The sequence below is a fragment of the Spirillospora sp. CA-108201 genome (assembly GCF_050936235.1).
Classification (GTDB): domain Bacteria; phylum Actinomycetota; class Actinomycetes; order Streptosporangiales; family Streptosporangiaceae; genus Spirillospora.
In genome coordinates this window covers 1,582,622-1,607,911 of the sequence record NZ_JBNJNE010000001.1, presented here as the reverse complement: position 1 = coordinate 1,607,911, position 25,290 = coordinate 1,582,622, and the positions used below count along the sequence as shown (strand labels likewise).

34 protein-coding genes and 2 pseudogenes are annotated in these 25,290 nt (G+C 72.0%); 13 read left to right on the top strand and 23 right to left on the bottom strand.

The features are described 5' to 3' along the window. Positions 1-633, bottom strand: a complete 633-nt coding sequence (locus ACQEU6_RS07900; protein WP_499330136.1) for a TetR family transcriptional regulator — start codon at positions 631-633, stop codon at positions 1-3. A gap of 91 nt (positions 634-724) precedes the next feature. On the opposite strand from ACQEU6_RS07900, the gene ACQEU6_RS07895 reads away from it, so the two are divergent. Then, entirely contained in the window at positions 725-1,636 is a 912-nt protein-coding gene (locus tag ACQEU6_RS07895; RefSeq protein ID WP_499330135.1) for an SDR family NAD(P)-dependent oxidoreductase, read from the top strand. A gap of 79 nt (positions 1,637-1,715) precedes the next feature. On the opposite strand, the gene ACQEU6_RS07890 is transcribed toward ACQEU6_RS07895, so the two are convergent. The 4 genes from ACQEU6_RS07890 to ACQEU6_RS07875 all read right to left on the bottom strand — a co-directional run bounded on the left by ACQEU6_RS07890 (position 1,716) and on the right by ACQEU6_RS07875 (position 4,961). Then, the gene (locus ACQEU6_RS07890) at positions 1,716-2,012 is read right to left on the bottom strand and encodes a hypothetical protein (protein ID WP_499330134.1); all 297 of its coding nucleotides are present in this window, start codon (positions 2,010-2,012) and stop codon (positions 1,716-1,718) included. 21 nt (positions 2,013-2,033) lie between these two features. Further along, positions 2,034-3,152 carry an MFS transporter gene (locus ACQEU6_RS07885; RefSeq protein ID WP_499330132.1) on the bottom strand — a complete coding sequence of 373 codons (1,119 nt, stop codon included), beginning with the start codon at positions 3,150-3,152 and terminating at the stop codon, positions 2,034-2,036. 253 nt (positions 3,153-3,405) lie between these two features. Next, positions 3,406-4,641: an RNA polymerase sigma factor gene (locus tag ACQEU6_RS07880; protein WP_499330131.1), complete on the bottom strand. Its 1,236-nt coding sequence runs from the start codon at positions 4,639-4,641 to the stop codon at positions 3,406-3,408. Then, on the bottom strand, positions 4,638-4,961 hold the full coding sequence (locus ACQEU6_RS07875) for a YciI family protein (protein ID WP_499330130.1): 324 nt from the start codon (positions 4,959-4,961) through the stop codon (positions 4,638-4,640). The genes ACQEU6_RS07880 and ACQEU6_RS07875 overlap by 4 nt, the downstream gene beginning before the upstream one ends. A 364-nt stretch (positions 4,962-5,325) precedes the next feature. Between ACQEU6_RS07875 and ACQEU6_RS07870 the strand changes: the two genes are divergently transcribed. Next, on the top strand, positions 5,326-5,700 hold the full coding sequence (locus tag ACQEU6_RS07870; protein ID WP_499330129.1) for a YybH family protein: 375 nt from the start codon (positions 5,326-5,328) through the stop codon (positions 5,698-5,700). On the opposite strand, the gene ACQEU6_RS07865 is transcribed toward ACQEU6_RS07870, so the two are convergent. After that, complete coding sequence (locus tag ACQEU6_RS07865) at positions 5,697-6,839, bottom strand: oxidoreductase (RefSeq protein ID WP_499330128.1); 1,143 nt, start codon at positions 6,837-6,839, stop codon at positions 5,697-5,699. The two genes, ACQEU6_RS07870 and ACQEU6_RS07865, sit on opposite strands and share 4 nt — an antisense overlap. Before the next feature lie 69 nt (positions 6,840-6,908). Here ACQEU6_RS07865 and ACQEU6_RS07860 point away from each other — a divergent pair, with 69 nt between their 5' ends. From ACQEU6_RS07860 to ACQEU6_RS07840, 5 genes are all read left to right on the top strand, one after another. Then, positions 6,909-7,769: a sigma-70 family RNA polymerase sigma factor gene (locus ACQEU6_RS07860; RefSeq protein ID WP_499330126.1), complete on the top strand. Its 861-nt coding sequence runs from the start codon at positions 6,909-6,911 to the stop codon at positions 7,767-7,769. Positions 7,770-7,816: 47 nt separating this feature from the next. Next, a complete protein-coding gene (locus ACQEU6_RS07855) occupies positions 7,817-8,086 on the top strand; it encodes a helix-hairpin-helix domain-containing protein (protein ID WP_499330124.1) in 270 nt (89 codons plus the stop codon). A gap of 65 nt (positions 8,087-8,151) precedes the next feature. Then, positions 8,152-9,369: a helix-turn-helix domain-containing protein gene (locus ACQEU6_RS07850; RefSeq protein ID WP_499330122.1), complete on the top strand. Its 1,218-nt coding sequence runs from the start codon at positions 8,152-8,154 to the stop codon at positions 9,367-9,369. 105 nt (positions 9,370-9,474) lie between these two features. Beyond that, positions 9,475-9,714, top strand: a complete 240-nt coding sequence (locus tag ACQEU6_RS07845; RefSeq protein ID WP_499330121.1) for a hypothetical protein — start codon at positions 9,475-9,477, stop codon at positions 9,712-9,714. Then, a complete protein-coding gene (locus tag ACQEU6_RS07840) occupies positions 9,711-10,094 on the top strand; it encodes a hypothetical protein (RefSeq protein WP_499330119.1) in 384 nt (127 codons plus the stop codon). The genes ACQEU6_RS07845 and ACQEU6_RS07840 overlap by 4 nt, the downstream gene beginning before the upstream one ends. 105 nt (positions 10,095-10,199) lie before the next feature. On the opposite strand, the gene ACQEU6_RS07835 is transcribed toward ACQEU6_RS07840, so the two are convergent. The 4 genes from ACQEU6_RS07835 to ACQEU6_RS07820 form a co-directional block, all read right to left on the bottom strand. Beyond that, positions 10,200-10,712 (bottom strand): DinB family protein, encoded by a 513-nt coding sequence (locus ACQEU6_RS07835; RefSeq protein ID WP_499330118.1) that lies wholly within the window; start codon positions 10,710-10,712, stop codon positions 10,200-10,202. Next, the gene (locus ACQEU6_RS07830) at positions 10,709-11,749 is read right to left on the bottom strand and encodes an NADP-dependent oxidoreductase (protein WP_499330117.1); all 1,041 of its coding nucleotides are present in this window, start codon (positions 11,747-11,749) and stop codon (positions 10,709-10,711) included. Before ACQEU6_RS07830 ends, ACQEU6_RS07835 begins: the two co-directional genes overlap by 4 nt. 16 nt (positions 11,750-11,765) lie before the next feature. Continuing rightward, positions 11,766-12,359 (bottom strand): TetR/AcrR family transcriptional regulator, encoded by a 594-nt coding sequence (locus ACQEU6_RS07825; protein ID WP_499330114.1) that lies wholly within the window; start codon positions 12,357-12,359, stop codon positions 11,766-11,768. A 358-nt stretch (positions 12,360-12,717) separates the two neighbouring features. Further along, the gene (locus ACQEU6_RS07820; protein WP_499330112.1) at positions 12,718-13,365 is read right to left on the bottom strand and encodes a nitroreductase family protein; all 648 of its coding nucleotides are present in this window, start codon (positions 13,363-13,365) and stop codon (positions 12,718-12,720) included. Positions 13,366-13,503: 138 nt separating this feature from the next. Here ACQEU6_RS07820 and ACQEU6_RS07815 point away from each other — a divergent pair, with 138 nt between their 5' ends. Then, positions 13,504-13,953 carry a MarR family winged helix-turn-helix transcriptional regulator gene (locus ACQEU6_RS07815; protein ID WP_499330109.1) on the top strand — a complete coding sequence of 150 codons (450 nt, stop codon included), beginning with the start codon at positions 13,504-13,506 and terminating at the stop codon, positions 13,951-13,953. Between the two features lie 119 nt (positions 13,954-14,072). On the opposite strand, the gene ACQEU6_RS07810 is transcribed toward ACQEU6_RS07815, so the two are convergent. Both ACQEU6_RS07810 and ACQEU6_RS07805 read right to left on the bottom strand, forming a co-directional pair. Then, the gene (locus tag ACQEU6_RS07810; protein WP_499330108.1) at positions 14,073-14,567 is read right to left on the bottom strand and encodes a DinB family protein; all 495 of its coding nucleotides are present in this window, start codon (positions 14,565-14,567) and stop codon (positions 14,073-14,075) included. A gap of 144 nt (positions 14,568-14,711) precedes the next feature. Beyond that, positions 14,712-15,149, bottom strand: a complete 438-nt coding sequence (locus tag ACQEU6_RS07805; RefSeq protein ID WP_499340114.1) for a winged helix-turn-helix transcriptional regulator — start codon at positions 15,147-15,149, stop codon at positions 14,712-14,714. Positions 15,150-15,280: 131 nt separating this feature from the next. Between ACQEU6_RS07805 and ACQEU6_RS07800 the strand changes: the two genes are divergently transcribed. Continuing rightward, positions 15,281-16,171 carry an aldo/keto reductase family oxidoreductase gene (locus tag ACQEU6_RS07800; RefSeq protein ID WP_499330107.1) on the top strand — a complete coding sequence of 297 codons (891 nt, stop codon included), beginning with the start codon at positions 15,281-15,283 and terminating at the stop codon, positions 16,169-16,171. Positions 16,172-16,264: 93 nt separating this feature from the next. On the opposite strand, the gene ACQEU6_RS07795 is transcribed toward ACQEU6_RS07800, so the two are convergent. After that, positions 16,265-16,672, bottom strand: a complete 408-nt coding sequence (locus ACQEU6_RS07795) for a nuclear transport factor 2 family protein (protein WP_499330106.1) — start codon at positions 16,670-16,672, stop codon at positions 16,265-16,267. Positions 16,673-16,775: 103 nt separating this feature from the next. On the opposite strand from ACQEU6_RS07795, the gene ACQEU6_RS07790 reads away from it, so the two are divergent. Further along, positions 16,776-17,330: a TetR/AcrR family transcriptional regulator gene (locus ACQEU6_RS07790; RefSeq protein WP_499330104.1), complete on the top strand. Its 555-nt coding sequence runs from the start codon at positions 16,776-16,778 to the stop codon at positions 17,328-17,330. Here ACQEU6_RS07790 and ACQEU6_RS07785 read toward each other — a convergent pair. Beyond that, positions 17,302-17,667: pseudogene (locus tag ACQEU6_RS07785) on the bottom strand (ATP-binding cassette domain-containing protein); the annotation flags it as partial. The gene ACQEU6_RS07790 and the pseudogene ACQEU6_RS07785 sit on opposite strands and share 29 nt — an antisense overlap. On the opposite strand from ACQEU6_RS07785, the gene ACQEU6_RS07780 reads away from it, so the two are divergent. Continuing rightward, the gene (locus ACQEU6_RS07780; RefSeq protein ID WP_499340586.1) at positions 17,557-17,973 is read left to right on the top strand and encodes a hypothetical protein; all 417 of its coding nucleotides are present in this window, start codon (positions 17,557-17,559) and stop codon (positions 17,971-17,973) included. The pseudogene ACQEU6_RS07785 and the gene ACQEU6_RS07780 sit on opposite strands and share 111 nt — an antisense overlap. Positions 17,974-18,037: 64 nt before the next feature. On the opposite strand, the gene ACQEU6_RS07775 is transcribed toward ACQEU6_RS07780, so the two are convergent. From ACQEU6_RS07775 to ACQEU6_RS07745, 7 genes are all read right to left on the bottom strand, one after another. Further along, a complete protein-coding gene (locus tag ACQEU6_RS07775; protein WP_499330103.1) occupies positions 18,038-18,271 on the bottom strand; it encodes a hypothetical protein in 234 nt (77 codons plus the stop codon). Between the two features lie 124 nt (positions 18,272-18,395). Continuing rightward, on the bottom strand, positions 18,396-19,316 hold the full coding sequence (locus tag ACQEU6_RS07770) for an endonuclease/exonuclease/phosphatase family protein (protein ID WP_499330102.1): 921 nt from the start codon (positions 19,314-19,316) through the stop codon (positions 18,396-18,398). Between the two features lie 296 nt (positions 19,317-19,612). Further along, positions 19,613-19,957, bottom strand: coding sequence for a hypothetical protein (locus tag ACQEU6_RS07765; RefSeq protein WP_499330101.1), 345 nt, complete (start codon positions 19,955-19,957; stop codon positions 19,613-19,615). Positions 19,958-19,980: 23 nt separating this feature from the next. Continuing rightward, positions 19,981-20,430, bottom strand: coding sequence for a hypothetical protein (locus ACQEU6_RS07760; RefSeq protein WP_499330099.1), 450 nt, complete (start codon positions 20,428-20,430; stop codon positions 19,981-19,983). 56 nt (positions 20,431-20,486) lie between these two features. Then, positions 20,487-20,705, bottom strand: coding sequence for a DUF397 domain-containing protein (locus ACQEU6_RS07755; RefSeq protein ID WP_499330097.1), 219 nt, complete (start codon positions 20,703-20,705; stop codon positions 20,487-20,489). Positions 20,706-20,760: 55 nt separating this feature from the next. Continuing rightward, the gene (locus ACQEU6_RS07750; protein ID WP_499330096.1) at positions 20,761-21,630 is read right to left on the bottom strand and encodes an SAM-dependent methyltransferase; all 870 of its coding nucleotides are present in this window, start codon (positions 21,628-21,630) and stop codon (positions 20,761-20,763) included. Between the two features lie 56 nt (positions 21,631-21,686). Further along, complete coding sequence (locus ACQEU6_RS07745) at positions 21,687-22,025, bottom strand: hypothetical protein (protein ID WP_499330094.1); 339 nt, start codon at positions 22,023-22,025, stop codon at positions 21,687-21,689. 126 nt (positions 22,026-22,151) lie between these two features. Here ACQEU6_RS07745 and ACQEU6_RS07740 point away from each other — a divergent pair, with 126 nt between their 5' ends. Then, positions 22,152-23,108: a hypothetical protein gene (locus ACQEU6_RS07740; protein WP_499330092.1), complete on the top strand. Its 957-nt coding sequence runs from the start codon at positions 22,152-22,154 to the stop codon at positions 23,106-23,108. A 536-nt stretch (positions 23,109-23,644) separates the two neighbouring features. Here ACQEU6_RS07740 and ACQEU6_RS07735 read toward each other — a convergent pair. Continuing rightward, positions 23,645-23,842 carry a hypothetical protein gene (locus ACQEU6_RS07735; RefSeq protein WP_499330091.1) on the bottom strand — a complete coding sequence of 66 codons (198 nt, stop codon included), beginning with the start codon at positions 23,840-23,842 and terminating at the stop codon, positions 23,645-23,647. Between the two features lie 185 nt (positions 23,843-24,027). Here ACQEU6_RS07735 and ACQEU6_RS07730 point away from each other — a divergent pair, with 185 nt between their 5' ends. Next, a complete protein-coding gene (locus tag ACQEU6_RS07730; protein WP_499330089.1) occupies positions 24,028-24,546 on the top strand; it encodes a hypothetical protein in 519 nt (172 codons plus the stop codon). A gap of 565 nt (positions 24,547-25,111) precedes the next feature. Here ACQEU6_RS07730 and ACQEU6_RS07725 read toward each other — a convergent pair. Then, positions 25,112-25,255, bottom strand: a pseudogene (locus ACQEU6_RS07725) (ATP-binding cassette domain-containing protein); the annotation flags it as partial. Positions 25,256-25,290 lie beyond the last annotated feature (35 nt).

Below are 25,290 nucleotides of genomic sequence, written 5' to 3'. Positions count from 1 at the left end.
TCAAACCCGGGTGGGGCGCGGCCGCGGCGCGACGGCCCCGGGTCGGGGCCCGGGGGCCAGAGCGGCGAACGCGCGGTCGATCAGTTCGCTCCGGTCGATCGCGCCGTCGGTGCGGAGCCATTCGCGCGCCGCGGCGTCCAGGGCCGCCGCGGCGCAGGCCGTGAGGAGGTCGGCCGTGAACGCGTCGAGCTCGGCGCCGGGGCGTTCCCGCAGCGCGGCCGTGACCAGCTGCCGCATCCCGTCGCGCTTCTGGTGGAGCCGTGCGCGCAGCGCCGGAGTCGACTCGATCAGCCGCAGCACCGCCGGATCCGGCTGCGCGGAGTGGATCCGCTCCTCCCACTCGCCGAGGACGGCGTGCAGCACCGCCCACGGCGCCTCGCCCTCCGGCCGGGCCCCGACGGCGTCGGCGACCTGCCCGGCCAGGTCCTCGACGTCGCCGAACACCACGTCCTCCTTGGACGGGAAGTAGCGGAAGAAGCTGCGCTTGGACAGCCCCGCCGCCGCCGCGATGTCGTCGACCGTCGTCTCCTCGTAACCGCGCTCGATGAACAACCCCAGCGCCAGCCCGGCCAACTCGGCCCGCACCGCCCGCCTGGTCCGCGCCCGCAGTCCCGACCGATCTCCATTTTCCACGCATCGAGAATACTTTGTGGCATCGGATAGCGTAGATGACACTCGGTGTCATAACGTGGCGGGCGAGGGAGCCGACGCAGGGAGGCGGACGATGACGATGAGCGGCAAGACCGTCCTGGTGACGGGCGGCACCGGCGGCATCGGCAAGGAGACCGCGCGGGCACTCGCGGCGATGGGCGCGCACGTCCTGCTGGTGGGACGCGACGGCGCCCGCGCCGAAGCCGCCGCCCGCGAACTCGGCGGCGGACCCGGCGGCGCCGCGGTGAGCGCGTTCACCGCGGACCTGTCCCGGCAGGCGGGCCTGCGCGCCCTCGCCGACGAGGTGGGCGCCCGGCACGGCCGCCTCGACGTGCTGATCAACAACTTCGGCGGCATGACCGCGTCGCGGACCCTGACCGGCGACGGCGTCGAGACCACGTTCGCCGCCAACGTCCTGGCGCCCTACACCCTGACCTGCCTGCTGCTGCCCCTGCTGCGCGCCGCCCCGGCCGCGCGCGTCGTCAACCTCACCGGCGGCATCCCCGGCGGCCCGATCGACCCCGCCAACCTGGAAGCCGAAAAGCGCCACCTCGGCTGGACGTTCTCCCAGTACAACCACGCCAAGACCGCGCTGATGGCGATGAGCCGCCGCTTCGCCGCCCACCTCGCGGACGAAGCGGTCACCGTCAACGTCGCCTACCCCGGCCACGCCTCCACCCCCGGCAACCAGGCCCTGACCGCCGCCGCGTTCCCCTACGCCTACCGGCCCCTGGCGCCGCTCCTGCGCCTGCTGGGCCCCCGGCTGCTGAACGATCTGACCAGGCCCACCCGATCCAGCCTCTACCTGGCTTCCAGCGCCGAAATGCAAGGCGTCACCGGCGTCTACGTCAACGCCAAGGTCGAACGCACCCCCTGGCCCGCCGGCGTCCTGGACGAAGCCGCCTGCGACGCCGTCTGGGAACGGTGCCGACAGCGCAGCGGCCTCACACCCCGCCCGCCGTCCCGCGGGCGGGCCACCGGATGAGGGCGTCTCATCCGGTGGCCCGCCCCGATCCTTTCCGGCAGATCAGACACGCTGTCACGCCGGTGGCGGGGGGCGGTGCTCAGTGCCGGGTCTCCTCCGGGGCCGCCGGGGCCCTGCGGGGCATCAGGACGACGAGCGGGACGCTGAGGGCGACCAGGCCCATGACGACGATCAGGCTGATCCTCACGGCGTGGTCGAAGCCCGAGCCCGCGGTCTCGAAGAAGACCGAGGTGACCGCCGCCGAACCCAACCCGGAGGCGAGCTGCTGGATCGAGCTCAGCGAGCCGCTGGCGCTGCCGGCCTCGTCGGGGTCGATGCCGCCCAGCGCGATGTCGAAGATCGGGCTGTAGGAGCAGCCCAGCCCGAGACCGATCACGAAGAACGCCGGCGTGAGCGCCTACGGGCCGAGGCCGGCGCCCGAGGCGACGACCAGGGCGAGCACCCAGCCGCAGCCGGCCAGGACCAGCGCCAGCCCGATGAACACCAGGGTGCGGCCGAGCTTGGCGACAAGGCCGCCCATGGCGGCGAACGCGGACCCGATGGTGCCCAGGGTCAGCGGCAGCAAGGCCAGCGCCGCGCCGCGCGGTGAGGCGTGCAGGCCCTCTTGCAGGAACAGCGACAGCACGTACACCAGGCCGATCGTGGAGGCGAAGACGGCGAGCCCGGCGAGCAGGCCGGAGGTGAAGCCCCGGTTCCGCAGCAGGGACGGCTTGAGCAGCGGGTCGGCGGCGGTCGACTGGCGGTGCGCGAACGCGGCGAAGAAGACCAGGCCCGCGGCGACCGAGGCGATCGGGATCGCGGTCCAGCCGCTGACCGAGCCCTCGATCAGGCCGTACAGCAGGCCGGACATCGCGGCGGCGAGCAGGCCCGAGCCCCGCCCGTCGACGACCGTGGAACGGTCGCCGCCGTCGCGGGGCAGGATCCTGACGGCCACCGCCAGGCCCACCACGCCCAGGACCACGTTGATCAAGAAGATCGGGCGCCAGGACAGGCCGAACAGGTCGGCGCTGATGATGAGGCCGGCCAGCATCGGGCCGCCGACGGTGGCCGCCCCCAGCAGCGGGCCGAACAGGCCGAACGCCCTGGTGAGCATCTCGCGCGAGAACGTCCTCGTCATGATCCCCATGCCCTGCGGGATCAGCAGGGCGCCGAACGCCCCCTGCGCCGCCCGCGCCGCGATCAGCAGCGCCGGGTCGGGGGACAGGCCCGCCGATGCCGAGGCGACCGTGAAGCCGGCCATCCCGACCAGGAACAGCCTGCGCTGCCCGTACCTGTCGCCCAGCCGGCCGCCGACCATGAGCAGCACGCCCATGGCGAGCATGTACGCCGTGCCCAGCCACGTGATCAGCCCCTGGCCGCCGTGCAGATCCCCGGCGATGGCGGGAGCGGCGATGCTGGTCACCGTCGCGTCGATCACGTCCAGGGCGTCGGCGAGCAGCACCAGCGCCAGGATCGCCCACATCGACCGGGAGGACGCCGGACGGGTCGCCGTCATGGTCGTCGTCATGGTGGTCATCGCGGCACCTGCGTCACGGTCGCCATTTTCATGATCACGATTCCCTGCTCTTCGGGGCCGGCCCCCTCGTGGGCGGCCTCACGCCCCTGCTACGAACGCCCCCGCCCCGCCCCGACACGGCCCCGCGAACTTTCTCTCCGAACTTGACGGAGCGGCGGGGCCGCCGGGTGCCGCTTGATCGGCAGGAGCCGCCCGGCGGGCAGGTGCGCGCCGGACGGCATCCGAAGCCCGGGCGGAGCGGGACCCGTGAGCGCTACCCCAGCTGGTCGCGGCGGCGGGTGAGGTAGGCGGTCTCGGCGGTGTTGCCGGCCAGCTCGATGGCCCTGTCGTAGGCCGCGCGCGCCTCGCCGCCGCGGTGCAGCCGGCGCAGCAGGTCGGCGCGGGTGGCGTGGTAGGCGTGATAGCCGGCCAGCGCGCCCGCGAGGCGGTCGACGTCCGCCAGCGCCACCTCCGGGCCGTCGAGCTCGGCGACCGCGACGGCCCGGTTGAGGACGATGACCGGGGAGGCGTCGAGGCGGACGAGCTGGTCGTAGAGGGCGACGATCTGCGACCAGTCGGTGTCGCGGATGTCGCGGGCGGAGGTGTGCACGGCGTTGATCGCCGCGAGGATCTGGTAGCGCCCCGGGGCCGTCCCGGCGGCCGCCGCGGCGAGGCGCTCGCGCACCAGCCGGTGCCCCTCGGCGATCAGCGCCGCGTCCCACGCCCCGCGGTCCTGCTCGGCCAGCGGGACCAGTTCACCGCCGTCCGACACCCGGGCGGCGCGGCGGGCCTCGATGAGCAGCATCAGCGCCAGCAGCCCGGCCGCCTCGCCGTCGCCGGGCAGCAGGCCGCGGATCAGGCGGGTGAGCCGGATCGCCTCGGCGGTCAGGTCGTGGCGCAGGGGATCGGTGCCGGGGCCGGTCGCCAGGTAGCCCTCGTTGAACACCAGGAACAGGACGGCGAGAACGCCGGTGACGCGTGCCGGGAGATCCTCGGCGGACGGCACCCGGTAGGGGATGCGGGCCGCCTTGATCTTGGCCTTCGCGCGGGTGATCCGCCGCTCCATGGCGGTCTCGGCCACCAGGAAGGCGCGGGCGATCTCGGGCACGGTCAGACCGCCGACCATGCGCAGCGTCAGCGCCACGCGGGTCTGCGCCGCCAGCGCCGGGTGGCAGCAGGTGAAGATCAGCCGGAGCCGGTCGTCGTCGATGGCGCCGACCGGCTCGGGCGGGCCGGCGTCGTGCACCATCTGAGCCTCCTTGTGCTTGTCGTCGCGCTTGTTCTCGCGCCGGATCCGGTCGATGGCCTTGCGGTTGGCGGTGGTGGTCAGCCAGGCGCCCGGGTTGGGCGGCACGCCGTCGGCCGGCCACCGCTGCACGGCGGTCGCGAACGCCTCCGCGGCCGCCTCCTCGGCGATGTCGAGATCACCGAACCGCCTGGTCAGGGAGGCGACCACCCGGGCCCACTCCTCGCGGTGGACCCGGGTGACCGCCTCCTGCGCGTCGCTCACCGGAACGGCCGCACCTCGATCTTGCGATCGCAGACCCTCGACGCCTCGGCGGCGAGCCTCAGCGCCACGTCCAGATCGGGGGCCTCCCACACCCAGACCCCGGCCAGGTACTCCTTCGACTCCACGAAGGGCCCGTCGCTGAACACCGCCTGCTCGCCCCGGTTGTCGACGACCGTGGCCGCGCCGGTGTCCGCGAGCCCGCCCGCGAAGACCCAGTGGCCCTCGGCCATCAGCCGTTCGTTGAACGCGCTGATGGCGGGCTGCCGGTCCGTGCTGCCGGGATCGTCCTTGTCGTCGATCACCGAGACCAGGTACCGCATCTGAAGATCATCTCCTCTGTCGTCTCGTCGACCGGCCCGTTCTCCGGCAGCCACCGGGTCAGGATGCCACCGCCGCGCACCTGCGGCTTCACGATCGCGGTTCCCCGCCCCGGCGCCGCCCCCCCCGGGGGCGGCCTCACCCCTGCCACGAACGCCACCGCCCCGACCCGACACCGCCCACCCGGATTTCTTCGAGAACTTTTCCGGGACGCAGGTCGGCGGCGACCGCGCTCCAACACGCCCTCAGGCGCGCCCGCGTGCTCCATAAGCATTGCTTCTACTAGGTAGAAGAAGCATCTCTTGGACTTCTCGCTCCTCGGCGACCACGATGGGAGGTGACAGCACGGACAACCTGGGGGAAGCCATGACGCAATACGAGAAGGCCATGCGGCCCGAGGACATCACCCGCCTGTTCGTCGAGCGCTCCAACGCGGGCGACGCCGCGGGAGTCGCCGCCCTCTACGAGGAGAACGCGGTGCTCGCCTACCCGCCCGGCTCCCAGACCGTGGGACGCCAGGCCATCCGCGAACTGTGGGAGAAGGTCCTGGCCGCGGGCCCCCGCTTCACGCCCGAAGAGCCCCTGCCCACCCTGATCAGCGGCGACCTCGCCCTCACCTCCACCCCGCCCAGGGACGGCGCGGGCGCCCGCGCGCAGGTCGTCCGCCGCCAGCCCGACGGCAGCTGGCTGCGCGTCCTGGACCAGCCCGAGTTCGTGACGCCCCCCGCGACCGGCGCCTAGGACCCCGACCAGATCGGATAGTCGACGTAGCCGCGCGCGCCGCCGCCGTAGTGGGTGCTCGCGTCGCCGCGCGCCACGGCATGGCCCAGCGCGAACCGGGCGACCAGATCGGGGTTGGCGATGAACGGCCGCCCGAACGACACCGCGTCGGCGATCCCCGCCTCGACCACCGCGTTCCCCGACTCCCGCCCGAACCCGTGATTGGCGACCAGGGCGCCGTCGAACAGCTTGCGGTAGCGGGCGAACTCGTCGGAGTCCGGCACCGCGGCCGGTCCCTCCAACGCTCGTCCGCGCAGGTGGAGGTAGGCCAGGGGACGGGTGCCCAGCTCCGCGACCAGGGCGTCGTAGGCGGCGAGCGCCGCCTCGTCGGCGGTGTAGGGGTAGCCGGCGCGGCGCGCCTCGGGCGAGGTGTCGCGCACCGTCCAGTACGGCGACAGCCGGACCCCGGCGCGGCGCCCGTCCCACGCCGCCGCCACCGCGTCCACGACCTCCAGCAGCAGGCGGCCCCGGTCGGCGCCGTAGGCGTCGGCGCGGCGGTTCAGGCGCGGGTTGAGGAACTGCGCGATCAGGAACGTGCCGTTCGCGGCGACCTCCACACCGTCGAACCCCGCCCGCCGCGCCCGCGCGGACGCCGCGCCGTACTCGGCGACGGTCTCCTCGATCTGCGCCCGCGTCATCTCCACGGGCGTGACCGTCGCCTTGGGGCCCGACGCCGTCCAGCACACCTCGCCCGGGTCGACCGCCGACGGCCCCGCCGGCCGCGCCCCGCCCCGGTGATCGGGATGGGAGTGGGCGCCCGCGTGCCACAACTGGAGCACGATGCGCCCGCCCAGCGCGTGGACGACGTCGGTGACGCGGCGCCAGCCCTCCACCTGCCGCTCGCCGTACACGCCGGGGACGCCCGGGAACCCGGCCGCCCCCTCGCCGACCCACGCCCCCTCGGCGACGATCAACCCGGCCGTGGCGCGCTGCCCGTAGTAGGCGGCGTGCAGGTCCGTCGGCGCCAGACCGGGACCGGACGCGCGCGACCGCGTCAACGGGGCCATCACCACCCGGTTGGGCAGCTCCAGGTCCCCGAGCGCCACCGGCCGCAGCAGCGCCTGCCCGCCCGGCTCGCTACCCTCGTCATGTCGGTTCATCCGTCCTCCCGCCGTCGCCGTCTCTCGGATGCCACGAAGCAGACGGAACGCGGCACGGAAAGGTGACCGATGCACGACCAGCTCGCCGAAAGATTCGAGGCGCACCGCCCCAACCTGCGCGCGGTGGCCTACCGGATGCTCGGCAACCCCGCCGAGACCGACGACGCCGTCCAGGAGGCGTGGCTGCGGCTCACCCGCCACGGCCCCGCCGGAATCGACGACCTGGAGGCGTGGCTGCGCACCGTCGTGGCCCGCGTCTGCCTCGACATGCTCCGCGCCCGCACCTCCCGGCGCGAGGAACCCTACGGATGGCGCTCACCCGTCCAGACCGACGACGGCGACCCCGAGACCGAGGCCGTCCTCATCGAATCGGTCGGCCGCGCCATGCTCGTCGTCCTGGACGCCCTCGGACCCGCCGAACGCGTCGCGTTCGTCCTGCACGACGTGTTCGCCGTCCCCTTCGACCAGATCGCCCCCATCGTCGAACGCACCCCCGCCACCGCCAAGAAACTCGCCAGCCGCGCCCGCCGCCGCGTCCGCGGCGCCGCCGCCCCTCCCGCCCCCGAAAGAGCCGAACAGCGCCGCGTCGTCGAGGCTTTCCTCGCCGCCGCCCGCAGCGGCGACCTCGACGACCTCCTCGGCGTGCTGGCCCCCGACGTCGTCCGCCGCGCCGACCGCGCCGTCCTCGCCCCCGGCCGCCCCGCCGTCCTGCGCGGCGCCGGCCCCGTCGCCCGCGAGATGCAGCTGTTCGGCCGCCGCGCCCGCTACGCAGCACCCGCCCTCATCGACGGGACGGTCGGCGCCGTCGTCGCCCCGCACGGCCGCCTCCTGCTCGCCATCGCCGTCACCGTCCACGACGGCCGCGTCACCGGCTACGAGATGATCGCCGACCCCGCCCGCCTCGCCGCCCTCGACCTCGCCGTCCCCTGACCGATTCCTACAAGACCGCGCCGCGCCGCCCGTCCTACGTTGGCCCTATGAACAGCGAACTCTCCGAGCTGGCCAACGTGGGACCGGCCGTCGCCGCCTACTTCGACCGCATCGGCGTCACCACCATCGCCCAGCTCCAGGGCCAGGACCCCGTCGAACTGTACGAGCGCATGTCGGCCGCCCACGGACGCCGCCTCGACCCCTGCCTGCTCGACACCGTCATGTCCGCCGTCGACCAGGCCGAGGGAAAACCCGCCCGCCCCTGGTGGCACTACACCCCCGAGCGCAGACGCCTCCTCGCCGGCACCCGTGGCTGAATCCCCGCCGCACGTCCGCGCCGCGCCGTAGCCTGGAGGCGGGAGCCTCACGAGGAGGTGCGGCGATGCACCAGGAGACCACCATCGGCGCCCGACTGCGCGCCCTGCGCCGCTGGCGCGGCATGACCCTCGACCAACTCGCCGGGCTGGCGGGCTTATCCAAATCCTTCCTGTCCATGGCCGAACGCGGGCAGCGCAGCCTCGACCGCCGCTCCCACATCGCCGCCCTCGCCGACGCCCTCCGCGTCTCCGAAACCGACCTCGTCGGCGGCCCCCACCTCGGCCCCGACCACGGGCAGTCCGACCCGCACGCCGTCATCCCCCCGATCAGGCTCGCCCTCCAGACCAACGACCTGAGCGACCCCGCCGTCGAGCGCGCCCGCCCACTGCCCGAACTGGTCGCCGAGATGGCCCGCGTCGAGCCCCACCACCAGGCCTGCGACTACGTGCGCGTCGGCCGCACACTGCCCGGCCTGCTGGACGAGCTGCACCTGCACGCCGCCGACCCCGCTGACGAAGCGGCCCACCGCACCGCGCTGGAGACCCTTGTCGACGCCTGCGCCGCGGCCACCTTCACCGCCAAGGACCTCGGCTACCCCGACCTGGCCCACCTGGCGGCCGTCCGCGCCGAGCAGGCGGCGACCGTCCTGGACGACCCCGTCCGACGCGGCCAGGCCGACTTCCTACGCATTCACACCATGCCCCGCGCGGGCTCATGGGACCGGACCCTGCGCGCCACAGAACGCTCGGCAGACCGCCTGGAACCGCACGCCGGCAGCGAACTCGGCGCCCAGGTACTCGGCATGCTCACACTGTCCGCCGCCCTCGCGGCGGCCGTCACTCACAACGCCGCACGCGCCAACGACTGGACGGCCGAAGCCGCCCGCCTCGCCCGGACGATGCCCGACGCCCCCGACCAGAACTGGATGAGCTTCTCGGCCAGCAACGTCGGCGTGTGGAACGTCGCCGTCAACGTCGAATGCGGCGAGCGAGGAGGGGCCGTCCTCGACCTCGCCCGCGACGTCGACGAGTCCAAGCTCAGCGGAAGGAAGGGCAGGCACGCCGCCTTCCTCGCCGACGTCGGACGCGGCCTGGCCCGCGACCGCAAAACCAAGGACCAGGCGATCCGCTGGCTCCGCCGAGCCGAGCACACCGCCCCCCAGTGGATCCGCAACAACACGCCGGTACGGGAATCGGTCGCCGTCCTGCTCAGCCAGGCCCGCACCGGTGCCGGCGGCCGCGAACTGCGCGGCATGGCCGCCCGCATGGGCCTGCCCCACTGACTCGCCGCAGGTGGGAGACCGCAACCGCATGTGCGGTCTCACCCAAGCGAGACGTGTTCACATCGGTGAACGCAGAGAGTTCTACTCTCCTTACATTCCGTGGTCATGGAGACGACGAACGCACTGCGGCTGCTGGCCGCCGAGCTCGACGCGCGCGGATGGCGGACGGTCCTGCGCGCCGGAACCCTGACGATCGCCAACCCCGACGCACCCCGCCTCGCCGACGCCGTCACCTGCGACGGGCGCGCCTTCCGGTGGACGTGGGGTCAGGAAGCCGGACCGGCCGACGACATCGCCGGCGTCGCCGACCGCATCGTGCACGTCCTGCGAACGGTCGCGCCATGAACACGGCGGCCCGGTCACGCGGGCGGACGGACATGACCTACGACCGCCGGGAGGTCGCCGCCTCGCGCCGTCCCCGCGTCATCACCTGGTACGGCAGGGCGACCGGCCGCTGGTGGGCACTGGTGCCCTGGCCCTCCGCGCCCCACGGCGCCTTACTCGTCGAGGCGGCCGACCAGGCCACCCTCAACGAGCACGTCGCCCACCTCCTCGCGGCCTTCGCTTCCGAACGCGTCCCCACCCGCCTGGCACCCGGTGACCGCGCGGGCTCACCGTGTTCTGGCCGACTTGCCCCGCGGGGCGCTGAGGAAGGCGTCGAGCGGGGAGCTCATGACGCTCCGGGGCAGCGGCAGCAGGGCCGGGGGCGCCCTGCCGCGCGGTGAGGCGTCCAGGCTTCACCGCCGCCCCTCAGCGATGTGCGGGATCAGCGCCCGGCCCGGCTCCCGTCCTCGCTCATCGAGGTGTCAGCAAGGTGGCCGGTGCGCCGGTCACTGTTGTGCGCGTCGGATGATCAGCAGTTGACCGATCTCGGAGACGTTCTTCATGAGCTCGATGTTCACCCACGCGCACATGTCGGCGACGGTGTGGCCCGCCTCCTCGGGCCAGGGGAACGCCGATCGGTCGTCGAGGCGGTCGGTGGCCGACAGCGCCGTCCGCCACGCCTCATGGACGCCACCCAGCCATTCGGTGATCGACGTGCAGGTGTCCGGCCATACGACGTCTTCGCGTGCCGGGATGTCGGTCTGCTTCAGATGAGCGAGCGCTGTGCTCCACCACCAGCCGATGTGCCAGATCAGCCAGGCGATCGTGGGGGCCGGGACAGGAGTGGGCTCGACGTCGGCGAAGTCGGGGGCCCAGCCGTCCTCGACCCGGCGCATGGTCCAGTGCGACGGTGCCGGCTCCCAGAACAGGTCGTCGTCGCTCCACTGCTGCATGTGGTAGTCGAGCAGCGCCCAAGCGGTGGACAGCTGCTGCTGGAGCACCTGCTTGACCTCGGTCATTCATCCTCCTTCGTTTCGATCGGGTTCACCCTGACCAGCTGCTTGCCGAGGTTGGCGCCGTCGAAGAGGCGCTGCAACGCGGCGGGGGCGTTGGGGAGGCCGTCGACGACGTCCTCGGCCCAGCGCAGGTCGCCTGCCGACACCCAGTCGGCGAGACGAGAGAGCGCCTGGGGAAAGAGGGACTGATGGTCGAAGAATATGAACCCCTCCATGCGCGCCCGCCGGAACGCGAGCTGCATGTAGTTGGCGGGGCCCGCGCCGAATCCCGCGGCCGTGTAGCCGGACGAGATCGACCCGCACAGCGCGATGCGCGCGTGGACGGCGAGCCGGTCGAGCGCGTTCTCCAGCAGCACCCCGCCCACATTGTCGAAGACGGCGGTGAGCCCGTCGGGCGCGAACTCGCGCAACGCGTCCGGAACGCTGTCGGCGCGGTAGTCGGCGCAGGCGTCGAACTTCGCGACGTCCTTCACCCAGGCGACCTTCTCGGCCGAGCCGGCGGTGCCGATCACCCGGGCGCCCAGAAGCCGCGCGATCTGCCCGGCCAGGGAGCCGACGCTTCCCGCCGCGCCGGTGACCAGCACCGTGTCCGCCTCGGTGACGCCGAGCACGGCGGACATCCCGATGAACGCCGTCAGCCCGCTCACGCCGAAGACGGTGAGCATGTGACGCGGGTCGATTCCCTCCGGCACCGGGTTGACCCCGAACAGGCCGCCCTCGCGCGCCACGACGTACTCCCGCCAACCGAGGTCGCCGTAGACCCACCGCCCCTCCGGCAGCGCCGGGTTCCGGGAGGCCACCACACGCCCGACGCCGCTGCCGCGCATCACCTCGCCCACCCCGACCGGTGCCGTGTAGGTGGCGCCGGGGTTGAGCCACGTGCGCTGGGTGGCGTCGATGCCGAGCCAGACGACCTCGACCAGAGCCTCGCCGTCGTCGAGGTCCGGCATGGGGCTGCGCCGCTCGGCGAACGTGCCAGGGGCGATGCCGCCGGCGGGACGTTCGCGAAGCACCAACTGGCGGAAGGTCCGCACGGGCATGACTCCGGCCTCTCGATCAGGGGGCCGAGCGTGTGGCTCGGTCGAAAGTGGCGACCAGTTCGTCGCTGACGGCGTCCACGGGAGCGCCGCGGGCGACGCGCAGTCCTTCGGCGTCGAGGGTGCGGCGGAGCATCGAGGCCATCATGACGACGTCGAAGGCGCGCAGCTCGCCGCCGCGCTGCCCCTCCTCCAGCAGCGCGACGACGTCGGTGAGCGACGCCGCCACGAGCTCGTCATAGGCGTCGGCCGCCGCCGCGGTGCGGTGCGCGACGACCGCGACCAGGGCGCGCGTCTCCACCGGCTGCCGCGCGCAGTACAGAAGGAAGCCGCGGACATAGGCCGCGAGCCGGTCCAGGACACCGCCCTCACCGCGCAGCACGGCGACCAGCTCCGGCCCCAGATCCCCGACCACCCGGGCGACGACCGCGTCGAGGATCTCCTCCCTGGTCTCGAAGTTGCCGTGGTAGGCGCCGCGGCTGTACCCGGCGGTCTCCGCGATCGCCTCGACCGAGGTCGCGGCGACCCCGCGCTCGGCGAACAGCCGCATCGCCGACGCCACCAGCTCCTCCCGCGTGCGCTGCCGCCGTTCGGCGCGCGTCTCCCGTGCCATGCCTTCAACATACATCACCGTATCCGCATACATAGCCGTATGCGAAAGCGCCGCCGCTGGACGATCGGCGACGATCCGCACGACGCATGCCGAGATCGAGACCGCTGCGAGCTCGTGCCCGAGTTGCTGCGCGACCATCTCCATTTGGCCGATCACCCGGCGAGCCTCGCCGCGCGCGGCGAGGACTGGCTGCTCGGCGACACCTGGCCCTCCGAGGCCGGTCCCCGTTCCGCGACGTCTCGGCGAACCGTCCGCCGGTTTGCGTTATGGACTCCCGTGAGCGCCCGTGTGGCTGGCTGGAGTGGGGACGCAAGGACGCCCGAGTGTTCGGCTCGGGTGTCGGGGGGCGGTCGGGCGTTCACCACCGCTCCCAGTGCAGGACCTGGTCGCGTGGGATGCGGGGCGCGGGCTTGAAGTCGGTGCCGATCGTGTAGGCGAGCGGGATGAACGCGGCGAGCATGACCTCGTTGTAGGGGACGCCCAGTGTGGCGGCGAGTTCGCGTTCGAGGGGTCCTTGGGCGGTGGTCCACGTGGTGCCGAGGCCGCGGGCACGGGCGGCCAGCATGAAGCTCCAGGTCGCGGGCAGGATCGATCCCCAAGTGCCGGATTGGACGGCGGCCGAGGCGCGGTCGGTGCGCCCTTCGATGGCGGGGATGACGAACGCCGGGACGCGGTGGATGTTGTCGGTCAGGTGCCGTAGCCCGTCGAACACGCCCTGGGTGGAGCGCGGAGCATGGTTCATGCGGCGGATGTCGTGTTCGTTCAGTGGTTGACCCTCCGCGGCGGCCAGCGCGCGGCGGAAGAGGTCGCCCACCTTGCGGCGCAGGCGCGGCTCGGTGACCACGATGAAGTGCCAGCGTTGCCGGTTGCGTCCGGTGGGCGCCTGGGTGGCCAGGTCGACGCATTCTTCGATGAGCCGGCGCGGGACGGGCCGGTCGAGGTCGAGCCGCTTACGGACGGCGCGGGTCGTGGACAGAAGTTCGTCGGGGGTCAGGTCGAGGGTCATCGCGGCAACACTCCGTCTTTGAGCAGACTATCTGTGAACAGACGATCGAGACCGTATGGGCTTCAATGATCTGTAGTCAAACAATCGTCCGAAAGATGGTTCTGGTAGCCTCCGAGCTCTCGACAGAGCAGGAGACCCATGCCGCCCAAGACCGCCCGCCCGGCGTACTTTCCGGCACTCGCGGCCGAACGCCTGGACGTCGCGATGTGCCGCGCCTCGGCGTACCTGGCCCGCGCCGCCGACGCCCACGCCGCCCGGCACGGCCTCGGCGTCGGCCAGCACCTGGTGCTGAAGATGCTCGACACCGTCGGTCCCTGCTCCCAGCAGGTGCTCAGCGAGGAACTGCGCATCGACCGCAGCGTCATGGTGAACGTGTGCGACGACCTGGAGCAGTCCGGATTCGTCCGCCGCGAACGCAACCCCCGCGACCGCCGCTCTTACGCCGTCACCATCACCGACGAGGGCCGCGAACGCCTCGCCGCGGCCGAGAGCACCGTCCCCTCATACCTGGAGGAGACATTCGCCCCTCTCTCCACCGGTGAACGCGCCCAGCTCACCGCTCTGGTCAGCAAGCTCATGCGGCTCTGATCCCAGGGGAGGCGCGGACCACGCGCTGGTCAGCTCTGATCGTCCCCCGGACCGTGAACGATGCGGTGGACGGTGGAGCGTCCGACGCCGTACGGACCTGTGCCGCCACCGGCGGGACGTCAGCGCCCGGTCGCGCCGTCGATCTGCTCGCGGAGGATGTCGGCGTGGCCCGCGTGGCGGCCGGTCTCCTCGATCATGTGGGTCAGTGCCCAGCGGACGCTGGGGGCGGGGCGGCCCGGCCGGGGGAGGGGCGCGCCGAGGTCGGCGCAGCCGTCGAGCACCTCGTTCGCGCGCTCGACCGCCTCCCGGTAGCGGGCCACGACCTCCTCGACGCCGTCCCCGGGCGCGGCGTGGAACGTCGCCTGCCAGTCGGTGACCTCGTCCCCGAGGAACATCGAGCGTTCGACGAAGGTCAGGTGGTGGAGCAGGCCGAGCAGGTTCGTGCCCGACGGCACCCCGGCCGCCCGGACGTGCGGTTCGGGCGCGCCCTCGACCTTCGCGGCGACGGAGGTCCGCAGGTAGTCGAGGAACCCGCGCAGGGTCTCGGCCTCGCCGCCTCCGGTGCGGGGCGGCGGGGTGTCGCGGCGGCGGGCGCGGCGCGTGGTGCTGGGCACGGTGATCTCCTTCTTCGCCGGACGGCGGGCGCGGTCGTCTGCGAACAGTCTTCGCAGGCGCACCGCGACCCGGCACGAAACCTTGCGGTTCCGGCAAAAGTCCGAACCTCACCGGACACTCCCGGCGGCCGCTCGGATTGGGCGTCAGGAGGGACGGGCGTCGTAGTCCTCGCGGTTTGCGAGGACCTGGGTCATGTGCGCCTGCGCCCAGCCCCTGAGCCCGCGCGTCATGTGGTGGAGCGACAGGCCGAGGTCGGTCAGCCCGTAGGAGACGGTGACAGGGACGGTCGGCGTAACGGTACGGGTGACCAGGCCGTCGCGCTCCAGCGACCGCAGCGTCTGGGTCAGCATCTTCTGGCTGACCCCGGCCACCAGACGAGAGATCTCGGAGTAGCGCATCGCTTTCGGAGCGTCTGCGTGTGCGTCATCGGACTGGCCGGGGCCGCTGTCGCCGCCCAGCCCACAGAGAATCAGGACGACCCACTTGTCCGAGATCCGGTCGAGGAGCTGCCGGCTGGGGCATCCCGCCAGGAACGCGTTGAACTCCACCTTGGCCTGAGCCCGCTTCTGGGCCGCCTTCATCGTCGTCACTGCGCGACCTTCCAATGAGGGGGTTACGCACTTCAAGGTACCTACTTCCCATCGGAGTGCTTCTCTCCAATGCTGATGCCAGGGGCGGCAGTCGCCCCCTGTGCACGACGAAAGGCACGAAGATGAGCACACCTTCCCTCGCCCTTCCCGGTGGCGACTGGACTCTTGGAGACCTGACCGTCACCCGATTCGGTTACGGGTCCATGCAACTTGCCGGGCCCGGGGTCATGGGACCGCCCGCCGATCGCGAGGGCGCCCTGGCCGTTCTCCGCGAAGCGGTCGACCTCGGTATCACCCACATCGACACCAGCGACGCCTACGGGCCGCGGGCCACCAACGCGCTGATCCGCGAGGCGCTGCACCCCTATCCCGGGTCGCTTCACATCGTGACCAAGGTCGGCGCGACCCGGGACGAACAGGGCGGCTGGCCCCCGGCCCGGCGACCCGATGATCTGCGCCGTCAGGTCCACGACAACCTCACCTCCCTCCGGCTCGACGTCCTCGACCTGGTCAACCTCCGGCTCGGCGACGCCGAAGGCCCCCGGCCCGGCTCGCTCGCCGAGGCGTTCGGGACGCTCGTCGAACTCCAGCGGGAGGGCCTGATCCGCCATCTCGGGGTCAGCAACGCCACCGAGGAGCAGGTTTCCGAGGCACGGGGCATCGCCCCGATCGCGTGCGTGCAGAACATGTACAACCTCGCCCACCGCCGCGACGACGAGCTCGTCGACCGGCTCGCCGCCGACGGTGTCGCGTACGTGCCCTTCTTCCCCCTCGGGGGCTTCACCCCGCTCCAGTCCTCGGCGCTCTCGGCGGTCGCCGCCCGGCGCGAGACGACCCCGATGTCCGTCGCGCTGGCCTGGCTGCTGCGGCGATCACCGAACATCCTGCTCATCCCCGGCACGTCATCGACGGCGCACCTGCGCGAGAACATCGCCGGCGCGGGACTCTCGCTCTCCCGTGAGGACCTGGCCGAGCTGGACGACATCGGGGCCGGGCCGGCCCACACGGACTGAACCGGACCGCGCCCACGGTGGACCTGCTGCGCCACCGCCTCACGTCTCGCGACCTCCCGATGGATCGCCTCTACCTCTGGGCGCGCCGGCGGGTCACAGGCGTCCGCCCAGGGGAGTGCGGTGCGCGCGGATCGTCCGGTGGCTGATGCGCCAGCCGCGCGGGGTGCGGACGACGGTGTCCTCGTAGGTCGCGCTGCCGACGGTGCCGTCGGCGTTGACGCCGAGCCCCTTGGAGCGCGCGTGCACCCGGCCGCCGGCGGCCTCGGCGAGGACGACGTTGGTGACGTGATGCCCGACGGGGTTGAGTTCGCCCAGCGCACGCGCGGCCTCGGCGCAGGCCGCCACGCCGATCAGGGGCTCCTGCCCGAGGTCGGAGACGTCGTAGACGACGTCGGGCGTGAACAGCTCCTCCAGCCGGTCCAGGTCCCCGCTGTCGCACAGGTGGCCGTGCATGGAGATCAGGTCGGTGATCTCGGTGCGGTCGTCGGCGGTGAACGCCATCGCTCCTCCTCGGGGCGGCCGGAGCCAGTAAGTGGGGAAGTCCCCGTTTAGTCTCTCGCTAGGCTAACCGGGGACGTCCCCGTTCGACAACCAGGGAGCCGCCATGACCGCCCCCGGCCGGGCGCGCCGCGCCGACGCCGAACGCAACGCGCGGCTGCTCGTCGCGGCAGCCAGGGAGCTGTTCGACGAGCGGGGCCCCGGCGCGCCCCTGGACGAGATCGCCAAGCGCGCGGGCGTCGGCAACGCGACCCTCTACCGGCACTTCCCGGCGCGCGACGACCTGCTCGCCGCCGTCTACGCCGACGAGGTCGCCGCCCTCTGCGACCGCGGCGCCGGCCTGCTGGCCGAGGCCGACGCCGGCGGGGCGCTCCACACCTGGCTGGAGGCCTTCGCCGTCCAGGTCGCGACCGGGCGGGCCCCCGCCTTCGCCGGCGCGGACGGCGACGACGCGCGGCGCACCGAGCTGTTCGCGCGCTGGCACTCCGCCCTGACCGGCACGGCGGAGCGGCTCCTCGCGCGGGCGCAGCAGGCGGGCGCCGTCCGAGACGACCTCACCGTGACCGAGGTCCTGACGCTGGCCCATGCCATCGGCGCCTCCCGCACCGACCCCGGCCAGGTCCGCCGCCTGCTCACGATCGTCCGGGACGGCCTGACCTGACCGGCGAGGCCGCGCGTCCCCCGGCCAGTTCGAGGTGGGCGCCGGTGACCGCGGCGCGCAGGCGGCGGTCGTGCGTGACCACCACCAGCGCGCCCTGGTAGGACGCCAGCGCCTCCTCCAACTGCTCCGTGAACACGGGCGACAGGTGGTTGGTCGGCTCGTCGAGCAGCAGCAGGTCGCGGGGCTCGCTCACCAGCCGCGCCAGCTCGCCCCGGCCCCGCTGCCCGTGGGACAGCTCCCCGAGGCGCAGCCCCAGGTCCGACGGGCGGAACAGGCCCAGGGCGAGCAGGGCCTCCGCGTGCTCGCCGGCGCTGCCCCGGCGTCCGTGCGCATAGGCGAACTGCGCACCAGCTACACCCCCGGCGTCACCGAGCACAGCCCCCTCACCGGGCCCGACCCGCTACCCGGCACCTGGCTGGACAACCCCACCGCCCACACCCGCAGCCAGCCAGCCACCGCAACCGTCCGCATCAACGCCCGGCCCGCGACCCCCCACGACGCCGCCCTGCAACTCCCGCCCGGCACCTGCGTCCTCACCCGCGCCACCACCACCGCCGCCGACACCACCGGCGCACCCATCGACCACACCGTGTCGGTCTGGCCCGAAGCCACCACCATCGCAGGCGAAGTCCCCCTCACCTGACCGACCGGACCCGACCCGCACCACCACCCGCACCGGGCAGGGCACGGGCCAGGGCCCCGCGCCGCTACTTCCAGCCCATCCCGCCCTTACGCCGCCGCCGCAGCCTCCCCGCCGGAGCAGGCTTGGCAGACGCCCCCGTGATGTGGAACGCCCCGCACTGCGCGCACTCCTGAACCCGCGACGGCAACCGCGCGAACCCCTCCGCGTTGTCCTTGCGCTCCAACTTCCGCCGCATCTCCGCCTCGGCCTCCTCCCGCGTCGCGAACGGCTTCTTACGGCACGCCGCAGACCGGTCCACCCGCCGCCCACTGGCACTCCGGCCATCCCAATTCTGCGCACGCCTACGCCGACCCATGACCCACTCGCCTTCTCCTCGATGAACCCGCTTGCCCCGCCGCAGGGGGCCGACCCTCCGGGTTTGCTCAGATGTCGACCGTGAGCGATATGCGCTTGTGGTCGGAGTCGGGGCGGTCGGGGTCGCGGAAGCCGTGGACGCGGTAGGAGCCCGCCACATAAGCGGCGGCCAGAGGCTCGTTCAGCAGGATCGCGTCGATCGGCAAGCACTGGCGTCCGTTGGGCCGCTCGACCTGCGTCGGGGTGTAGTCCCCCGCCAACTCCGCCGAATGGCTGAACCCCAGGCCGCCCTCCCGCTTGTGCGTCGAGGGGTTCCACCAGCCGCACAGCGCGTCCAGCGCCCGCGTGTCGTACAGGTGCGGCCCCGCCAGCGACGGCCCGCCCTTCCACTGGACGCGGTAGTTGATCTGGCGCGGGTTGTGCACACCCGGCGTGTTCATGTCGGCCGGTTCGAACAGCGGGCCGCTGGGGACGGTGTTCCAATCGCCCAGCAGCGCGCACGGAATGCCCGGAGCCGAGAACCGGTCGAACCGGCGCGCGTCGGCCAGCCGCTCATCCCCGCTGTAGATGTCGCCGTGCCAGGCCACCAGCCGCACCGGGTCGCTACGGCCGGGCAGGGTGAACACCATCAGGTTGCGGTTGCGGGAGGCGAAGTCCGGCAGCCGATGACCGTAGAAACGGCGCACCACCACCTTGCCCGGATCGATGTAGATCACCGGCGCGAACAACCCGCCCTCACGCGGAAGCGAACACGGATACGGCACGTAGGCCGGGCCGCCCGCCTCACGCAGCGCCGCAGCCGCCTCGTGCGCGCCCTCCAACCCGTTCAGCTCGTACCGGTCACCCTCACCCACCACGGCTATGTCGGGCCAGTCGGCATCGTGGAACATCCCGGTGACCTTGCGGTAGTCGTGCAGGCCGCCGTCGCCGGAGTAGCCCGAATACCCCGCCTCGGCCCTGCCGCCGTGCTCGACATTCACATAGCTCATCCGCAGCCGCGTCATCGTGCTGTCCGTTCCTTCCCGGCCACCGCCCAGGGCGACCCGTCACCATCACCGAAACTCAACAAGCCCCCGCACAACCACACGCCCGAGCCGGGCAGCGGCCCCCACACCGACACCAACTCAGACGGAAGGTGCCCAGGGACGGGCCTGCGCCGGCCGAACTCCCTCACGGTCGCCCCTACGGGGTGGCCTGGCGGCCATATCCGCCGGCCCAGCCCCTCACGTCACACGAAAAGGGGGCCGCGGCCCTACACCCACATGGCCCCCGCAACGCGACGCGCCTACACCTCGCCGCGCGTCACCCGCAGCACCTCACCCCACCCCATGCCCAGCAGGTGACGGCCACCCTCAACGACCTCCCGGCCGTAACCCAGGTGCAGCCGGGCCTGATCCAGCACATCAAACGCCGACGAGCCCCGCCGCTCCATCAACTCCCGCTCATGGATCACGGAGGTCCGCTCCTCCACCGTCTTGACGATGGCCAGCAGCGCATCCAGCACGACCACGGCCGCCTCCATCACATCGGCCGTCTCCTCCAGCGACAGCCAATCCCCCCTGCGCTCCACCACCACACGCGCCGCCTCCACCTGCCGGTGAAGCCCCTCCAGACCCTCATCCAGCGCCACCGGTCCACTCGCCTCCGCCCCCGTCACCGCCCGCCCCCGAACCGCAGCGGCACCGCAGGCCCCTCCTGCGCGGAGACCTGCGCCATCAACCGCACGTCCACCGCCGCGACCGCCCCCGGCCGGTCCCAGCACCACCCCACCCACCGCGCCTCCCGGTCACTGGCATCCACATACGACCAGCCCGCACACGTGGCCAGCACCGTCACCGGCAGACCCGCATCACCCGCATCACCCGCCCGGCTGTGCACCCACAGCACCGGACACCGCACCGGCAGCGGACGCACCGGCAACCGGTACAGCGGCACACACCCCCACCCCAACCGGCCCAGCGACACCGCCAAAAGGTCCAGATACCGCACCCGCGCCCGCACCCCCGCCAGATCACGCCCCCGCAGCACACCCCGCTCCACCTGATCCACCGCACCCGACAGCACCCCGCCGACCCCGCCGACCCCGCCGAACACCTCACGCACGCCCCGCACCGCAATCCCCTTCCGCACCCTGACCCGTCCCACCACCGGCCACCGCATCACTTCAACTTGGCGATCAAGCTCCTCAGGCCCCCCGGGCCCAGACGCAGCACGGCTCCCTGCGGGTCCGTGGAGTCGCGGATCGCATGTCCGGCGTCACCGACCGGGGCGACCTCGACACAGACATGCTTGTCACTGGCGTCCGATCCGGACGAGTGACTGCTCTTCCGCCATCTCGCACCAGGGAAGTCCGGGTGCGCAGCCTGCTCGATGCTCAATGCTTCCTGCCCTCTCTGCTCTCTCGACTGTCAGAAGCGGTCTTGCCGCCGCCGGTCACCGGCCACCCGCCACCGGGGCAGCCACCGGGCCCGCCAGCGGATCGGGCACCACCCCGGCACCGCCCAGGATCGGAACCGGCGTCACCTCACCGCACACACCCGGCCAGTGCTGCACCGGAACCACCCCCGGCGCGGCCACCTCCAGCCGCCGACCGAACAGCGCCGCGATCTGTTCACCAGTGCGGAACACCCCCGGCTCGGTAGCGCCCCGGTAGACCTCCTCCACCTGCGCCACCGCCACCGGGTCCGCACCGTCGGAGCACACGTGCGACACCGCCACCACCGACCCCGGCACCATCCGACCCGTGAACGCCCGCACGATCCCGGCCGGGTCATGGTCATCGGTCACGAAGTGCAGGACCGCGATCAGCAGCACCGCCACCGGCCGGTCCCAGTCCACCCACGCGTCCAGATCACCGATCAGCGCGTCCACCTCACGCGCGTCCCCCCGCACGATCGGCATCCCCTCCAGCAACGCCCGGTCATGCGCCAAAACCAGCGGATCGTTGTCGACCCCCACCACCAGCGCATCCGGCTGGAACCTCCGCGCGACCTCATGAGCGTTCGGCTCGGTCGGGATACCGGTCCCCACATCCACGAACTGATCGATCCCGCGCCGCGCCGCCCACTCCACCACCCGATGCATGAACGCCCGGTTGTCCCGCGCGGCCTGCGGAATCGACGGCGCAGCCGCCGCCACCCGCTCAGCAGCCCGCCGGTCAACCTCCACGTTGTCCTTGCCGCCCAGGAACACGTCGTACATCCGCGCCGGAGACGGCACCCCCGGATCCCACACCCCGTCCGCACCGTAGACAGGCTCGTCCAGCCCCTCACCCGCCAGAATCCGCGCCAACGCCGAATCCACCGGACCACCACCCCAGCCGTCAGGCCCACCACCCGACGCCTCAGGCCGCCGCGCCGTCACCGACCCACCCCCGACCCGCCAGCGCCACCCGCATGACGCTTGACCACACGCACCAGCACCGCAGGAGCGTCCGCCACCTCGGCCACCGGCACGATGCCCTCACCGCAGCCCGCCCGCAGGAACCACCACACCCCGCCGACCGGCTCGCAGTCGACATCCATCCACCGCGACTCATCCACCGTGCTCACCACACGCAGCATCGGCACGCCGTCCCGGCTCACCAGACCGCACCGCAGCGGCCCGCCCCACTCCGACACCACCGCGTCCAACGCAGCCAGATGCAGGCGACGCTCACCCATCGCGCCGTTCAGGCGTGGGTCGACTTCTCGCAACACGTTCTGCTCCTTTCCTCCGTTGGCGTGACCGCCTAGACTCGGTACTAGGTTGTCGCCAAGCGACAATCAATCCAATGGACCTTCTCGGCAATTGGATTGCCGCTGAACGGCAATGGTGAGGTGAGCATGGCTGCGAGCAGGGCAAACGCACAGCGCCGTCGCAAGCTCGAACGCGAAGCGAACGACATCCGATTGGATGGCTTCCGTCGCGGGTTGACGACCGAGGCCATAGCGGAGCGGATCATTCGGAAGATTCAGGAGGTAACCCCGCTAGAGGCGTGGCGGCTCGCCAACGGCTACGACCGCTCAGAGGTCTCCGCGCGCCTCGACGCTCTGTACGTCGCGGATGGGCTCCAACCGCCCCACATAGACGCGGCCGTACTGTGCCGCTGGGAGTTGGGAGACCGCCGCCCAAGCGACGAACGGATCGACTACTTCTGCCGCCTCTACAGGACCAGGCCCGATCGGCTCGGCTTCGGAAACGACCACAGCCCCGGAGACGTGAGCCATCTTCAGCGCGCAGGCATAATCGACGCGTTCCCATTCACGAGCGACGAATCCGAACAGGACTTGGTCGACCGGCTGTCACAAGCTCGCGAACGGATCAATCTCTTCGGTCTCACGCGTTCCTACTACGCAAGCGACACCGTCCTAGGGCTCCTCCAGGAGAAGGCCCGGACGATGGACGTCAACGTGTACGTCATGGACCCCTACTGCGAGTCCCGCAAGGACAGGTACAGGATCGAACCGGCGGATGCTGCGATGGAGGACCCGGAACGCTACGTGCGGGAGATCCTTCGCCCACTCCGCGCGGCATCCGATTCGGCACCACGGCTCAGGCTCTACCTCTTCAACTTCCCGTGCTCCTTTGCGATGGAGGAAGTTGACCAAGTCGTGCGGGTGATGATGTACGGCCACGGCCGGAGAGGGACCCACGGCCCCGTGATCGTTTTCAACGAGGGCACGTCGTCGCATGCCTACTTCGTCGAGCAACTCCGATGGCTCGACCGTCTCTCGTCTGGCACCTCTCCAGAACCGTGGGAAACCAAGGGAGTGCGAGTCCGCCCCTTCGATCTCTGGTAGAGGTTCTGTTACTCGTAGCGCTGGGGCGGGATTCCTCGTGTGTGAGGATTTTCCCTACGTAGGTCCCTACGTAGGTCAAGGCGCGCGGCCCGTCGCCGCGCGCCTTCGCGCATGGTGAGCCGACGCACGCCGGTTCGGAATCGCCTCGGGTCTCGTTGACGGGACAGAACAGGTTCCGGCGGGGTCGGGACCATTACCGGACGTGCGGGCGGGCACGAGACCAAGACGGCCTTCGGCCGCTTGGCTCGGCCCGCCGACGCCGTGACGGCCCTTCCGCCGACCTGTCCGCCGCCACGCGCCACCCAGCGCGCCCCGGCCCGCTCCCATCGGCGAACCCCGCGAAGTTCCGCGACCGGCAGCCGTGCTTTCACCCCGATCAGCCTCAGCCCCGGCACGCGAGCACGGCCGCCGGCTGCTCAGCAGCCCCGGCCGCCCTACCGCAGGTCAGCCCTGACGCGGCACCGAGGCCCGTTCCGCCAAGCCCAGCCGGTGCAATGCCGACCGCACCGCCCCACGACTACGCCCGAAATGCTCACTCAGATCCGCCGCGCCCGCAACTGCGCCAGCCGTCCACCGTTGACGCCCTCCGCCGACCGGACCACATCGGCCGCCACGTTCAGCACCGCAGTACCGCCCTTGAGTAACACCAGCTGATCAGCTTCCACCGTCATGTCCGTCACCGTGATCGCACCGAAGGTCTGCGGACCCTCGAAAGTCACCCGGACCTGAGCCATGAACACCCCGTTCCCCGTGGACCAGCCCCCGACCACACCCGGTGGCACCCACCCGAACCGGTCGGCAAGCCGCAGCCGACACTTGCTGCCCGCGACTTGCAGACAGGCGAGCCGCCGGGACGGTCTCCCATGTGTCGCACGTCGGCATGAACAGACGCGAAAACTAGATCCCTAAGGAGCGCGCCATGGAACGCCGCCTCACCGCAGAACTCGACGGCATCGACCTGCTGATGGTGCTTGGCCAGGCCATCGACGTCGTCGTCCACGCCGAAGAGGGCCGCGATGGCCTCGAAGCTCGCATCGAGGCCATCGGCAGCGAGTTCGAGACCGAGGCCAACCGCGCCGAGCTGATCCCGTGCGCGAACGAACTCGAACTGGGGCTCTTCCCGATGGTGACCCGCTCCGGCGGGCTCCCGGCGGGCCTGAACGTGCACGGCAACTTCACTATCTCAGCCGACCAGAGCAGCATCGCCGCCGCCGTCATCAACGGCCCGGTGACGCTCGATGGCGGCCGAGTCAACATCGGAGACGCTACCCCGGCTCCGGCCAAGGTCGAAGGCCACCTGACGGTCACCCTCAGGATCCCCCTCGACCTCAAGATCAACGTCCGCCTCAAAGGCGGCGACATCACCACGCACGGCGTGCCGGAGAGCAACGCTCGACTGCGCACCGACGCCGGAACCGTGACCCGCCACCAGGCGTAGGCCACCGGAACGGCACACTGAGGGGCCCGGCCATGTCGGGCCCCTCCGTCGTTCGGCCGACGCCGTCCCAAGCACGGATGGCCGTGGATCTTGCTCGTCTGGCTCGTAGGGAACCGTTTCCGGTGACGCCGGTAGGGCGAGGGCTACCGGCGGCTAACCGGTCGGCAGACCGCACATACCCGGGCATCCGCTCAGCGCCCCAGCAGGAGCGCAAGGTTCAGGTTCTTCGGTTCCCAACCAACCCCGACCCCCACCCCTTGCAACGACCCGCCTCCGGCGTAGGGCTCTACCCATAAGAGCGCGTGCGCCCCGGTCAGCGCGCTAAGCCGCCGTCGCGCCAATTGGACAACGTGGGCACCCGTGCAGACCCATGGAACCGGGGGCAGGTGACGGGACGCCGGGTGCGGGCTTGGGCGGGGACCCCTCCGGCGGGCCGCCCCCGGCCTGACGTGGGCAGCCGTGCGGCAGCCCGGAGCCGCGCGAGGCTAGCAGCCCGCCGCCCCACCCAAGCCCGCACCCGGCTCCCCACAACAGCGCAGGTCAGCCCAACGGGGAAGAAGTGTCACAATCCGGTCTTGCCGGACCCGTTGTCGCCGATCACACCGAGCCGCTCGCCGGGCCTGACGGTGAGCGAGACCCGGTCCAGGACGACGCGGGCGCCGTGACGCTTGGTGATCTGGTCGAGTGCCAGTTGGGCAGGGGCGCGCAGAACGCCACCTCCTTCTCGTCGATACGGACGGGGAC